This is a genomic window from Pelagibacterium sp. (genome assembly GCF_035555455.1).
GTDB lineage: Bacteria > Pseudomonadota > Alphaproteobacteria > Rhizobiales > Devosiaceae > Pelagibacterium.
Window position 1 is genome coordinate 1 of the sequence record NZ_DATMGM010000012.1, and the last position, 13,664, is coordinate 13,664.

Below are 13,664 nucleotides of genomic sequence, written 5' to 3' on the forward strand. Positions count from 1 at the left end.
AGTTCAACTAGCAGAACACTTTGGAAAGAGTGGCCATAGCGGGTGACAGCCCCGTATGCGAAAGTGAGACTTCAGGACTCGAGTAGGGCGGGACACGTGAAATCCTGTCTGAACATGGGGGGACCACCCTCCAAGCCTAAATACTCGTACATGACCGATAGCGAACAAGTACCGTGAGGGAAAGGTGAAAAGCACCCCGATTAGGGGAGTGAAACAGTACCTGAAACCGAATGCTTACAAGCAGTTGGAGCTCCTTTAGGGAGTGACAGCGTACCTCTTGCATAATGGGTCAGTGACTTAATCTAACATGCGAGCTTAAGCCGTTAGGTGTAGGCGCAGCGAAAGCGAGTCTGAATAGGGCGCTTCAGTATGTTGGATTAGACCCGAACCCCGGCGATCTAGGCATGACCAGGTTGAAGGTGCGGTAACACGCACTGGAGGACCGAACCGTTGTATGTTGAAAAATACTCGGATGAGTTGTGTTTAGGGGTGAAAGGCCAATCAAGCCGGGAAATAGCTGGTTCTCCGCGAAAACTATTGAGGTAGTGCGTCGGATGTATGCCGTTGGGGGTAGAGCACTGGATGGGCTAGGGGGTCGCGAGATCTACCAAACCTAACCAAACTCCGAATACCAACGAGTCTTATCCGGCAGACAGACGGCGGGTGCTAAGGTCCGTCGTCAAAAGGGAAACAGCCCTAACCTACAGCTAAGGTCCCCAAGTCATCACTAAGTGGGAAAGCATGTGGGAATCCCAAAACAACCAGGAGGTTGGCTTAGAAGCAGCCATCCTTTAAAGAAAGCGTAACAGCTCACTGGTCTAAATAAGGGTTCCTGCGGCGAAGATGTAACGGGGCTCAAGTGATGCACCGAAGCTTAGGGTTGCAGTTTACTGCAGCGGTAGCGGAGCGTTCCGTAAGCGAGTGAAGCCGAAGGGTAACCGACGGTGGACGTATCGGAAGTGCGAATGCTGACATGAGTAGCGATAAAGAGGGTGAGATGCCCTCTCGCCGAAATCCCAAGGGTTCCTGCTTAAAGCTAATCTGAGCAGGGTTAGTCGGCCCCTAAGACGAGCCCGAAGGGGGTAGTCGATGGGAACCACGTTAATATTCGTGGACCTGGTGGTGTGTGACGGATGGCGTAACTTGTCAGGCCTTATTGGATTGGTCCTGGCAGGGAAGTTGTCCCGGGAAATAGCCCCACCTGCCTTTAATGGCAAAGACCGTACCCTAAACCGACACAGGTGGGATGGTAGAGTATACCAAGGCGTTTGAGAGAAGTATCCTGAAGGAACTCGGCAAATTGCCTCCGTACCTTCGGAAGAAGGAGGCCCTCTCACTGGGCAACCAGTGTGGAGGGGGCACAGGCCAGGGGGTAGCGACTGTTTAGCAAAAACACAGGACTCTGCTAAGTCGGCTTCAAGACGACGTATAGGGTCTGACGCCTGCCCGGTGCCGGAAGGTTAAGAGGAGGAGTGCAAGCTCCGAATTGAAGCCCCGGTAAACGGCGGCCGTAACTATAACGGTCCTAAGGTAGCGAAATTCCTTGTCGGGTAAGTTCCGACCTGCACGAATGGCGTAACGACTTCCCCACTGTCTCCAGCATCGACTCAGCGAAATTGAACTCCCCGTGAAGATGCGGGGTTCCTGCGGTCAGACGGAAAGACCCCGTGCACCTTTACTATAGCTTCACGCTGGCATTCGTGTCGGCATGTGCAGAATAGGTGGTAGGCTTTGAAGCAGGGACGCCAGTTCTTGTGGAGCCGCAATGTGAGATACCACCCTTATCGTCATGGATGTCTAACCGCGGTGTAACAGCACCCGGGACAGCGTGTGGTGGGTAGTTTGACTGGGGCGGTCGCCTCCTAAAGAGTAACGGAGGCGCGCGATGGTGGGCTCAGACCGGTCGGAAATCGGTCGTCGAGTGCAATGGCATAAGCCTGCCTGACTGCGAGAGTGACAGCTCGAGCAGAGACGAAAGTCGGTCATAGTGATCCGGTGGTCCCGCGTGGAAGGGCCATCGCTCAACGGATAAAAGGTACGCCGGGGATAACAGGCTGATGATGCCCAAGAGTCCTTATCGACGGCATCGTTTGGCACCTCGATGTCGGCTCATCACATCCTGGGGCTGGAGCAGGTCCCAAGGGTATGGCTGTTCGCCATTTAAAGTGGTACGTGAGCTGGGTTTAGAACGTCGTGAGACAGTTCGGTCCCTATCTGCCGTGGGTGTTGGAATATTGAGAGGAGCTGCCCCTAGTACGAGAGGACCGGGGTGGACGAACCTCTGGTGGACCTGTTGTGGCGCCAGCCGCATAGCAGGGTAGCTAAGTTCGGACGGGATAACTGCTGAAAGCATCTAAGCAGGAAGCCTCCCTCAAAACCAGTATTCCCTATCAGAGCCGTGGAAGACCACCACGTTGATAGGCCGGGTGTGGAAGCGCAGCAATGTGTGAAGCTTACCGGTACTAATAGCTCGATCGGCTTGATCGTTCTCATTTACCAATGTCCGTAACCAGATATTGGTGGAAAGATCACAATCCTCACCGTCTTCCAAAAGACCGTGAGGCTAATACAAAAGACCAGTTCACGAGAAATAAGCAGGTTTATTCGACTTGGTGGCTATGGCGAAGCGCTCAGAACCCGATCCCATTCCGAACTCGACCGTTAAATGCTTCAGCGCCAATGGTACTGTGTCTCAAGGCACGGGAGAGTAGGTCGCCGCCAAGTCTAGTAAACCTGCAAAATCCTTCTCAAAACAAAATAAACACAAAAGCCCCGCCCAAAAAGCGGGGCTTTTTTGTGTGAAAAAAATTGAAAAAAATAAAAGTTGAAGGAAAAAGGCCAGCCCATATCATTGGAGCATCGACGCAACCCGATTGCGGCAGGCTCCATGGATATTGCGCTCGCCAGAACCTTTCTCGAAATTGTGGAGTCGGGCAGTTTTGTTGCCGCCGCCGGACGGCTGAACGTGACCCAGACGGCGGTGAGTGCCCGGGTGCACACGCTGGAAGAGACGCTTGGCCGCCGTTTGTTTATCCGTAACAAATCGGGCGCGCGGCTGACGCCAGCGGGCGAGCGGTTCGTGCGTCATGCGACGACGCTGGTACAGGCATGGGACAGCGCCCGACGACAGGTGGCTTTGCCGCAGGGACACACCGACATCGCCAGCGTGGGCACGGAGATCAGCCTGTGGAATCCGGTACTGGTCGACTGGCTCGCCTGGATGAAAGGGCGCGCGCCCGACATCGCCTTGCGCGCCGATGTCGGGACGCCCGCCCGCTTGCTGCAAGCGGTGCAGGACGGAACGCTGGATATGGCGGTGCTGTATGATCCGCCCCCTCAGGGTGCGACCACTGTTGTCGAGTTGCTCCATGAGGAAAAGCTGGTGATGGTGACCACCAATACGGCGCGGGAAATCGGGGATGTATCCGACTATATCCATATCGACTGGGGGACATCGTTTCAGGCCAGCCTGCAAGCGGCGTTTCCGTCGCTGGAAAGTCCAGGCGTATCGATCTCGCATGGCCCTCTGGCCTTGCTCTATCTGCTGCAGGTGGGGGGAACCGGCTATTTCCGGCTGGAAGCGGTGCAGGAACACCTAGAAACCGGTCAGTTGTACCGAGTGGCGGAGGCGCCGGAGTTTTCGTACTCGATGCATATGGTCTATTCGAGCCGCATGGAGCCCGAACTGATCGATGTGATACGGCGCGGCTTCATCGACAGCGTATGAAAACGTTCAGGCGCCGCCGTCTGTGGTCACAAGTATCCAGTTCGGGTCTTTTGAAAGGATACTGCGCTCGAAGGTCCAGATCTCGGTGATTTCGACCACGTTGGTGGGATGCCCTTGGGTGATGCGGCCCTCGCGGTCGGTTAAAAACGACACGAGTTGCACGACAAACCGCACCGATATCCATGCATTCGACCGATCGAGTCCTGCCGCGACGGGTTCGGCGGAGGAAAAACCGACCAAGAGCGTGGATAAGGTTTCGCTCCGCTCCTGCCGTTGGGTGATGGCGGCGAGGAACGTGGTGCGGACAGGCTCGCTCAACAGGTTCCGGACCGAAACGAGATCGCCGGCGGCAAAGGCGGAGACGATGTGCTCATAGGCAAGCTTTGCACCCGAAAGGAATTGATCGCGGTCAACACCATCCGCCATTCCGAGAACGCGATCCAATTGGTCGTCGAGAGGTTTGGTGTTGGCCGGGAGCAGTGCAGGGGCTGTTCGTAGGGGCAACCCGGACTGCTCGATGGTCGCGTTCTGATCCGAATGCTCGACCGACGCAAGAAAGCGCCAGGCGACGCCGATGAGGACCATGGTGATGACCCAGTCGATTACGCTGATGCTCGACACGGCGACGTCCTTTCCTCATTGGCGATGCGCGATATGGGGCAACGTGTTGAACTGATGGATCGGCGGCGGCGAGGTGAGGGTCCATTCCAGAGTTGTCGCGCCTTCGCCCCATGGATTGGATGTGGCCGGGCGTTTGACCACAAACGCCTCGATCACCACCACGACGAACAGAACCACACCGGTCGTGGAGATATAGGCACCCAGCGAGGAGACCAGGTTCCACAGCGCCATTGCATCGGGGTAATCCACATAACGGCGCGGCATGCCTGAGAGACCGAGGAAATGCTGCGGGAAGAAGACGATGTTGACGCCGATGAACATCAGCCAGAATTGCAGCTTGGCCAGCGTCTCGTTGTAGAGATAGCCGCTCATTTTCGGGAACCAGTAAAAGAACCCGGCAAAGATCGCGAAGGCGGAGCCCAGCGAGAGCACATAGTGAAAATGGGCCACCACATAATAGGTGTCGTGCAACAGATGGTCGAAGCCGGCGCTGGCCACAACGACGCCGGTCACTCCGCCGATGGTGAACAGCAAAATGAAGCCCATGGCCCATAGCATGGGCACCTTGAAACTGACTGAGCCTCCCCACATGGTGGCCAGCCATGAAAAGACCTTGATGCCCGTGGGCACGGCAATCACCATGGATGCGGCCATGAAATAGGTCTGCGTGCGCAGTGAAATGCCGGTCGTGAACATGTGGTGGGCCCAGACCAGGAAGCCGATGACGCCAATGGCGATCATGGCAAATACCATGCCCATATAGCCAAAGATCGGCTTACGCGAGAAGGTCGAGACCACATGGCTGATAATGCCGAAGGCCGGCAGGATCATGATATAGACCTCAGGGTGTCCGAAAAACCAGAACAGGTGCTGGTAGAGGATCGGGTCGCCGCCGCCTTCGGGCGCAAAGAAGGTTGTGCCGAAATTGCGGTCCGTTAAGAGCATGGTGATTGCACCGGCCAGAACGGGCAGGGAAATCAGCAGCATGAACGCGGTGACCAGCATGGACCAGGCAAAAAGGGGCATGCGGAACAAGGTCATGCCGGGCGCGCGCATGTTGAAGATCGTGGTGATGAAGTTGATGGCGCCCAGGATGGACGACGCGCCGGCGATATGGATGGAGAGGATGACCATGTCGACGGCGGGGCCGGGCTGGCCGATGGTGGAATAGGGCGGATAGAGCGTCCAACCACCGCTATGGCCAGTAGATCCTGGAGGGCCTTCAACGAACAGGGAGAGCAGAAAGAGGATAAAGGCAGCGACCAGCAGCCAGAATGATATGTTGTTAAGGCGCGGAAAAGCCATATCGGGCGCGCCGATGAGAATGGGCACGAACCAGTTGCCAAAGCCCCCGATCAGGGCTGGCATCAGGACGAAAAAGATCATCACCAGCCCATGGGCCGACACCACGGCATTGTAGAGGTCGGTGTTGAGAAACAGTTGCAGGCCGGGCTGCTGCAATTCGATTCGGATCGCCAGTGACAGCCCGGTACCCACCAATCCGGCAATCACTGAAAAGATCAGATAAAGCGTCCCGATGTCCTTGTGATTGGTCGAATACACCCAGCGTCGTATGCCCCGGGGCGGCTGGCCGACGGTCGATACGGAAGTATCCACTTTGCTGCTCCATACGGTTCGGGAAGCGCAGGGCCGCGCCAACCCGCGCAGACAGCCTAGGGCTGCAAAATGGAACAGACAATCGAATTTGATTTAGGGTTTGCTGCAAAATCTATGTAGTTATTTGAGGTGACCGGCGGGGAAAAGGATGCGGTAGTAACGGTCTTAGAGGGGCACACTCACCACAAGGATGTGTATCCCAACCCTCAATGGTGAGGGCATCGATACTGCAAACAGGCCCGCCAAAACACCACAGCCCGGCCCGGAGCAGCGCCGGGCCGGACTGGGTCCAGCTGGTGTTGGGTTGTATGCACACTCCTGGGGCGGGAGGGTGCATTACCCGGAAATATTACCAGCCAAAGTGGGAGTAGGAGCGATACGAATAGTTCGAGCCCCACTGATTTCCGACCATATTGCCGGCGCCGATGACGTTGCCCGAACCGGGAACCACAGTGTTGCCATTGCCCATGACGTTGCCATTGCCGGGAATGACCACCGGGTTTTTGCCCGAAACGATCATGCCGCTCGGGGCGACGGCGTGGCCCGAGCCGGTCACATTGGTCGAGCTGTTGGTTGCCGAGACGGCATTGCCCAGCCCGATGCCCGACAGAACGTTCGAGCCGTTCAGTATACCGCCGTTCAATACGGAAATATTACCCAGAGTGAGCAGGTTGTTGCCCACACCCAGCAGGCCCGAATTTCCCGAGTTGAAGAACTGGGCCTGGGCTGGCATGGCCAGAGCCAGGGTGGATGCGACGGTCAGTGCAGCGAGAAGTTTCATTTTTGCCTCCATGTGTTGGCGTCAGTCTCTTCGACACCAACGAGAAAGGCCGCTGACCGGGCGTTAGGCAATGATTTACCATGTTATTATGCGTTTCATGCGCCTTATGCGCGAATGGATCCGGTTTTAACCAGACGCGTTAGCCACACTGGGCCAAACGGCCTGATTGTTCAGACTTGGTTCAGCCCCAAATCCGCAATAGGACAGTCGAAATTGTCGTCCAGATCAAAGGATTTTCTCCATGCAGCCCAGACCCCTCGCTTTCGGCATTGCCGCCTTTGCAGCTCTCATGATGGGCGGCACAGCGCTCGCCGATGGGATGAGCATTGCCGGGGACATCTCCTATCGCGAGCGGATTGCGCTGCCCGATACGGCGGTGGCCACGGTGGCACTGATTGACGTGTCCCTTGCCGATGCGCCATCAGTGACCATTTCCCAGCAGGTGATCGATCCCGCCGGACAGGTGCCGATCCCTTTCGTGCTGCCGTTTGAACCCGATGCGATCCTGGCCGGGCACAGCTATGCGCTTTCGGCTCGCATCGAAGTCGACGGCCAGCTGTGGTTCATCAACGACACCCGTATTTCTGTTGATCCGCTGGTCGATGTGGGCATGGTCGCGATTCCGCTAGTCAGCGCAAGAGGAGCAGGCGATGAACAAGAGGGCGCTGAGCAGGCTGACCAGGAAGATAGCGTGGACGTGGCTGAGCCGGGCCCGCTTGCCGGTACGCGCTGGGTGCTCAAAGCGCTTGATGGCGCTGCCATCCACGCGGATGTCGAAACCACACTGATTTTCGCCGCGGACGAGGATTCCATCAACGGCAATGGCGGCTGCAATTCGTATGGCGGCTCGGTGTCGTATGACGCCGATGACGCCATTGCCATATCGCAGGTGTTTTCAACGCTGATGGCTTGCGACGAGCAGAGCATGACCCAGGAGCGGGCGTATTTCGACAGCCTCGAAGCTGTCGGATCCTACAGCATCCAAGGCGATGCACTGCTGCTGTTCAACGAAGACAGTGTTGAAATCGCGCGGTTCAGCGCGCAGACCGATACGGACGAAGACGCGTCAGAATGATCCATCCCTGAGCGTGGCGGGGTCCATCAGCGCATGGACCCTGTCGGCGCCCAGCCTTGCCAGCTTGAGCAGCATGGCCTTGCGGCGCGCGCCAGCCAGCGGCGCATGCGGCGCCGGGCGCATGATATCGCCCCAATGGCCGTCCGCGACCATCAGACCCTCGTCGGCAGGAAAAATGCCGGCGTCCAGTTCAGGCGGCTTGCAGAAAAAGAACCGGTCGCAGAAATCCTTGTAATCGGGCCATTTGGAATCGACACGATAGTCGGTGACGCTCGATTTGATTTCGACGATCCAGATTTCTCCCTTGCCCCCCAGCGCGATCACATCCGCCCGACGTCCATTGACCAGCGGCACTTCGGCAAAGCAGGTCATATCGTGCACCGAGCGCAGGAAGCGCATTACCCCCCGCTGAACGCGCAGCGCGGTGGGCGATTGGCGGCCATCAACAATCTGAGGTGCAAGTGCGGAATCGATTTCACTCATGTTCCTATTTTATTCCGCATGCCCGATGCTGGCCAGAAGTTTCCGGCGTCGCGGGCAAACGGATGCAAATGTGTGCATGAATGAAGGGAGGCGGTTAGGGCGTATCTTCGATGGAGTGACAGGAGATCGGCTCATCGGATTCGGCCATGGCATCGGTGAACGACACCTCATTGCCCTTGCTCCACCACTCATACTGGCCCGAGACATACCGCGCGCCGGACGCCGAGATCACGTTGACAAAGACCAGGCTTTCGCCCTCGATCGGCACAACAGCGAGGAAAATCGGATGGGCGTTGATATATTCGACCGTCATCGGTTCATCGATGCCGTCGCACTGATAGCTGATCACGTCGCGCTGTGCGTTGCCTTCGAGCGTGAGAACGAGCTGCATCGACGTTTCCACGGCAAAGGCTGGCAATGACAGCGCGGCCAGTGTCACGGCGGCGAGGATGGCTTTCATGCGAATTTCTCCTTGGAACGGGTTCGGCAATATTCTCGGCTGGACAATCCGCTCGCTCATTATCATGGCTTGCGATCACTATTGGGGCAAGTTCAAACCAAGCAGGTTGGTTCCCGGCAAAACCTCTCGTGAACCCGCGATTTGCCAATACGATTAAACGCTCTAGTATCGGTGCCGAGTGACTAGTGCAGGCTCCGCAAATCGAAGCTGGAAAGCGCTTTCAGCTGTAGCGATTGTGTCCCGAAGTGAGAACAGGATCGTCACACTCCATGTCTTACGCCGCAATTTTATCCGCCGCTCTTTTGACCGATGCCGACCTAGTGGGAGGCGACCTCGTGGTCGATACACCCATTGATGGGGCGAGACTGGGCGCTGTGGCCTCCCATGACCGCGTTGCGATCGATGCAATGATCGCGAAGGCGAAAGCGGCCTTCGAAGTCTGGAAGCTGGTTCCCGCGCCGCGCCGAGGGGAATTGATCCGCCTGTTTGGCGAAGAATTGCGAGCCGCCAAAACGGAACTGGGCGCGCTGGTCTCGCTGGAAACCGGCAAGATCGTTCAGGAGGGTCTCGGGGAAGTCCAGGAAATGATCGATATCTGCGATCTGGCAGTGGGCCAGGCACGGCAATTGTTCGGCCTGACCATCGCATCCGAGCGTCCGGGCCACTCCATGCGTGAGAGCTGGCATCCGCTGGGCGTGACGGGCGTGATATCGGCCTTCAATTTCCCCGTAGCAGTATTTGCCTGGAACTTTGCACTGGCCACCGTCTGCGGCAACGCCACCATCTGGAAGCCATCGGAAAAGGCACCGCTTAGCGCACTGGCGGTGTCCAGGATTTTCGAAAAGGCAGTAGGGCGGTTCGGCGAGGACGCGCCCGAGGGACTGCTGCAACTGGCCATTGGCGGGGCCGAACTGGGCGAGGCGCTGACCGCATCGCGCGACGTGCCGCTGGTTTCGGCCACCGGCTCGACCCGGATGGGTCGGATCGTCGGGCCGAAAGTGGCCGAGCGGTTCGGCAGGACCATTCTGGAGTTGGGCGGCAACAATGCGATGATCGTTGCGCCATCCGCCGATCTCGAAAACGCGGTGCGCGCCATCGTCTTTTCGGCGGTGGGCACATGCGGCCAGCGCTGCACCAGCTTGCGGCGGCTGATCGTGCATGAGGACGTGCGCGAGCAACTGGTCGAGAGACTGAAGACGGTTTACGCCGGGTTGCCGATCGGCAACCCGCTCGACGCGGGCACGCTGGTCGGCCCGCTGATCGATGCGCAGGCGTTCGATGCAATGCAGCACGCGCTCGATGCAGCGCGGGCGGAAGGCGGGGTTATTTCCGGCGGCGAGCGGATCGAGGCAGTTGCCGGTGGCCATTATGTGCGTCCAGCGCTTGTCGAAATCGCCGAGCAGACTGCCATCGTCCAGCACGAGACCTTTGCCCCCATTCTCTACATCATGCCCTACAGGACGCTCGATGAGGCCATAGCGCTGCAAAACGGCGTGCCGCAGGGCTTGTCGAGCTGCATCTTTTCCACCGATGTGCGCGAGACCGAGACCTTTCTGTCCGCAGCCGGTTCCGATTGCGGCATTGCCAATGTCAATATCGGCCCGTCGGGGGCCGAGATCGGCGGTGCATTCGGGGGCGAAAAAGAAACCGGAGGCGGGCGGGAAAGCGGTTCGGATGCGTGGAAGGGCTATATGCGCCGGCAGACCAACACCATCAATTATTCCACCGAGCTCCCGCTTGCGCAGGGAATCCAATTCGACATCTAAGGACCGCAGCCATGAGCCAGTTCCTGTCAAAGAGCGAAATTCGCGCCCGGTTCTGTCGGGCAATGTCGGACATGTATAAAGCCGAGGTTCCCCTTTATGGTGACCTCATGGACTTGGTCCGCGACGTCAATGCCGAGGTGATGGCGCGCGATCCAGAACTCAGGAAGCGGCTCGAAGCCTTCGACAATCTCGACCGCATTTCCGAAGAGCGCCACGGAGCAATCCGGTTGGGCACCGCCGAGGAGCTGTTCACCATGCGGCGGTTGTTTGCCGTGATGGGCATGGAGCCGGTGGGGTATTACGATCTGTCGGTGGCCGGTATCCCGGTGCATTCGACCGCCTTCCGGCCCACGCAAGGCACCGACCTCAAGCGCAGCCCGTTCCGGGTGTTCACCTCGCTGCTGCGGCTGGAGTTGATAGAAGATGCAGCGCTGCGCCAGGAGGCCGAAACCATCCTTGCCCGGCGCGATATCTTTACGCCCAAGCTGCGGGAGTTGATCGAGACATCGGAAACAGAAGGCGGGCTGCGCGAAGACGAAGCCCAAATTTTCATTCGCGAAGCCTTGGAAACCTTCCGGTGGCATTCGGACGCGACGGTGTCTGAGGCGACCTATCAAAAGCTCCATGACGCGCATCGCCTGGTCGCCGACGTGGTCAGCTTCAAGGGGCCGCATATCAACCATCTGACGCCCCGCACCCTCGATATCGATAGGGTGCAGCGCCTGATGCCGGCGCGCGGCATCACGCCCAAGGCGATCATCGAAGGGCCGCCGCCGCGCCACTGCCCGGTGCTGTTGCGCCAGACCAGTTTCAAGGCGCTCGAAGAGCAGATCGCCTTTCTCGGCGAAGCCGGAGAGCGGGTGCCGGGACGACACACGGCGCGGTTTGGCGAGATCGAGCAACGGGGTGTGGCGCTTAAACCAAAAGGGCGCGCCCTTTACGACACATTGCTCGACGCGGCGCGCGGGCTGGCCCAGCCCAAGGCCGATGGTTCCAACGCGGACCAGTATATGGCAGCGCTGAGCGAGGTGTTTACTCCACTGCCCGATAGTTATGATCGCTTGCGCAGTGACGGCCTTGCCTATTTCCACTATTTCCTAACGGACAAGGGCCGCGGCGCGCCAAAGGCAGACCTTGCAAGGGATCTGGAGGGGCTGGTCAGTCAGGGCCATGTGGGCTTCGACCCCATCGTCTATGAAGATTTCCTGCCGGTCTCGGCCGCGGGAATCTTTCAGTCCAACTTGGGCGACAACGCTGCAAAAGACCGGCTGGAACGCTCTAATCGGGACGTGTTTGAGCAGGCGCTGGGCGGTCCGGTTGCCGATGAATTCGCGCTGTATCAGGCCTTGGAGGACGCATCGATCAAAACCGTACTCGAAGAGGTCAACCAAGGCGCTCTCGTGTCACAATAGGGTGGTTTGAAGCGATTTAAGAGGCTGGTTTCCTTGCTTTGTGCGCGAGAAACGCTAGCATGACGGCGTCTGGGAAATTGTGCGAACCATCAACTGTTCCGCCACGTTTCCTGGCTCTTTCACACGCTAAAGGGCGCGCCCTTTTCTGCACGTGCATCAGGACAGATTATGATACCAGCTGCGTTTCCCGCACTCGTTCTTCATGATGCCGACAATGTTGCCGTCGCTCTCGACACCATCGAAGCGGCAACGCCCGTCGCTCCGGGTGTTTCTGCGGCGCAGCGCGTGGCGCGTGGGCACAAGATCGCGACACGCGCTATCGGGGTGGGCGACCCGGTTCGAAAATTTGGCCAGATCATCGGCTTTGCCCTCGCGCCCATCGGCCGAGGCGAATGGGTGCATGAGCACAATTGCGGGATGGGCGAGACAGGCGGCAGCATCGCGGGCGGATATGAATTCGGCTCGGAGGTCGCTGCGGTCGAGTATGTACCCGAAGCAGAGCGTGCCACCTTTCAAGGCTATCGCCGGGCCAATGGGATGGTCGGCACTCGAAACTACATCGGCATCCTGACATCCGTGAACTGCTCGGCCACCGTAGCGCGTTACATCGCCGATGCGGTCAATGGCTCGGATATGCTCAAGGACTATCCCAATATCGATGGGGTGGTGCCGTTTGTACACAGCACCGGCTGCGGCATGTCCGATGAGGGGGAGGGGTTTGACATCCTGATGCGCACCCAGTGGGGCTACGCGGCCAACCCCAACCTCGCCGCCGTGCTGCTGGTGGGACTGGGATGCGAAGTTTTCCAGATCGGGCGCATGAAGAAATTGTACAATATTGCCGAAGGCGACACTTTCCAGACGATGACCATTCAGGGTGAAGGCGGCACGCGCAAGGCGATTGAGCAGGGCGTAGAGCGTATTCGCTCCATGCTGCCGATCGCGGCACGAGCCCGGCGCGAAACCGTGCCGGCATCAGAACTGGTATTAGCGCTGCAATGCGGTGGTTCGGATGGTTATTCGGGCATTACGGCCAACCCGGCGCTGGGCGTTGCTGCTGATATTCTGGTGCGGCACGGCGGCACTGCAATCCTGTCGGAAACGCCGGAAATTTACGGTGCCGAACATTTGCTGACCCGGCGGGCCAAGTCGCGGGATATTGGTGAAAAACTCATCGACCGCATTCGCTGGTGGGAAGAGTATTGTGCCCGCAATGGCGCCCAGATGAACAACAATCCGTCGCCCGGCAACAAGGCAGGCGGGATCACCACGATCTTGGAAAAGTCGCTGGGTGCTGCCGCCAAGAGTGGCACGACGCCGCTGACTGCGGTTTATCAATACGCAGAACCGGTGCGTGAGCACGGGTTTGTGTATATGGACACGCCGGGCTTTGATCCCGTGTCGGCGACGGGACAAGTGGCGGGCGGAGCCAATGTCCTGTGCTTTACGACAGGGCGCGGGTCAGCCTTCGGGTGTAAGCCGGTTCCCTCCATCAAGCTGGCAACGACATCCGACCTCTATCGCCGGATGACCGACGATATGGACATCAATTGCGGTGATGTGCTGGAGGGTGTGACGCTGGAGCAAAAGGGGCGGGAGATTTTCCAGGCTATTCTTGATGTAGCGTCGGGGCGGCAGACCAAATCGGAACTGTTGGGCTATGGCAGCAGCGAGTTCACGCCCTGGCAGGTCGGCGCGGTAATGTAGTGCGAGTGGGTCAAG

Annotated in this window: 10 protein-coding genes and 2 rRNA genes; 7 read left to right on the forward strand and 5 right to left on the reverse strand. The window is 58.4% G+C overall.

Annotated features, from left to right (window positions below):
• From VNS12_RS01975 to VNS12_RS01985, 3 genes are all read left to right on the forward strand, one after another.
• A 23S ribosomal RNA gene (locus VNS12_RS01975) occupies window positions 1-2,487 on the forward strand; the annotation flags it as partial.
• Window positions 2,488-2,608: 121 nt separating this feature from the next.
• Window positions 2,609-2,724, forward strand: a 5S ribosomal RNA gene (gene rrf / locus VNS12_RS01980).
• 163 nt (window positions 2,725-2,887) lie between these two features.
• Complete coding sequence (locus VNS12_RS01985; protein ID WP_325486163.1) at window positions 2,888-3,727, forward strand: LysR family transcriptional regulator; 840 nt, start codon at window positions 2,888-2,890, stop codon at window positions 3,725-3,727.
• A 6-nt stretch (window positions 3,728-3,733) separates the two neighbouring features.
• Here VNS12_RS01985 and VNS12_RS01990 read toward each other — a convergent pair whose 3' ends face one another.
• The 3 genes from VNS12_RS01990 to VNS12_RS02000 all read right to left on the reverse strand — a co-directional run bounded on the left by VNS12_RS01990 (window position 3,734) and on the right by VNS12_RS02000 (window position 6,746).
• Entirely contained in the window at window positions 3,734-4,348 is a 615-nt protein-coding gene (locus VNS12_RS01990) for a Tim44/TimA family putative adaptor protein (protein ID WP_325486164.1), read from the reverse strand.
• Window positions 4,349-4,363: 15 nt separating this feature from the next.
• Window positions 4,364-5,965: a cytochrome c oxidase subunit I gene (gene ctaD / locus VNS12_RS01995; RefSeq protein WP_325486165.1), complete on the reverse strand. Its 1,602-nt coding sequence runs from the start codon at window positions 5,963-5,965 to the stop codon at window positions 4,364-4,366.
• 349 nt (window positions 5,966-6,314) lie between these two features.
• The gene (locus tag VNS12_RS02000) at window positions 6,315-6,746 is read right to left on the reverse strand and encodes a hypothetical protein (RefSeq protein ID WP_325486166.1); all 432 of its coding nucleotides are present in this window, start codon (window positions 6,744-6,746) and stop codon (window positions 6,315-6,317) included.
• Between the two features lie 241 nt (window positions 6,747-6,987).
• Here VNS12_RS02000 and VNS12_RS02005 point away from each other — a divergent pair, with 241 nt between their 5' ends.
• Window positions 6,988-7,821: a YbaY family lipoprotein gene (locus VNS12_RS02005; protein ID WP_325486167.1), complete on the forward strand. Its 834-nt coding sequence runs from the start codon at window positions 6,988-6,990 to the stop codon at window positions 7,819-7,821.
• On the opposite strand, the gene VNS12_RS02010 is transcribed toward VNS12_RS02005, so the two are convergent.
• Together VNS12_RS02010 and VNS12_RS02015 are read right to left on the reverse strand one after the other, a co-directional pair.
• Window positions 7,813-8,304, reverse strand: a complete 492-nt coding sequence (locus VNS12_RS02010) for an MmcB family DNA repair protein (protein WP_325486168.1) — start codon at window positions 8,302-8,304, stop codon at window positions 7,813-7,815. The two genes, VNS12_RS02005 and VNS12_RS02010, sit on opposite strands and share 9 nt — an antisense overlap.
• Window positions 8,305-8,398: 94 nt before the next feature.
• A complete protein-coding gene (locus VNS12_RS02015) occupies window positions 8,399-8,764 on the reverse strand; it encodes an MliC family protein (protein ID WP_325486169.1) in 366 nt (121 codons plus the stop codon).
• A gap of 269 nt (window positions 8,765-9,033) precedes the next feature.
• Between VNS12_RS02015 and amaB the strand changes: the two genes are divergently transcribed.
• The 3 genes from amaB to VNS12_RS02030 all read left to right on the forward strand — a co-directional run bounded on the left by amaB (window position 9,034) and on the right by VNS12_RS02030 (window position 13,649).
• Entirely contained in the window at window positions 9,034-10,530 is a 1,497-nt protein-coding gene (gene amaB, locus VNS12_RS02020) for an L-piperidine-6-carboxylate dehydrogenase (RefSeq protein WP_325486170.1), read from the forward strand.
• 11 nt (window positions 10,531-10,541) lie between these two features.
• Entirely contained in the window at window positions 10,542-11,942 is a 1,401-nt protein-coding gene (gene hglS / locus VNS12_RS02025; protein ID WP_325486171.1) for a 2-oxoadipate dioxygenase/decarboxylase HglS, read from the forward strand.
• Window positions 11,943-12,110: 168 nt separating this feature from the next.
• Window positions 12,111-13,649 (forward strand): UxaA family hydrolase, encoded by a 1,539-nt coding sequence (locus VNS12_RS02030; RefSeq protein WP_325486172.1) that lies wholly within the window; start codon window positions 12,111-12,113, stop codon window positions 13,647-13,649.
• Window positions 13,650-13,664: the final 15 nt, after the last annotated feature.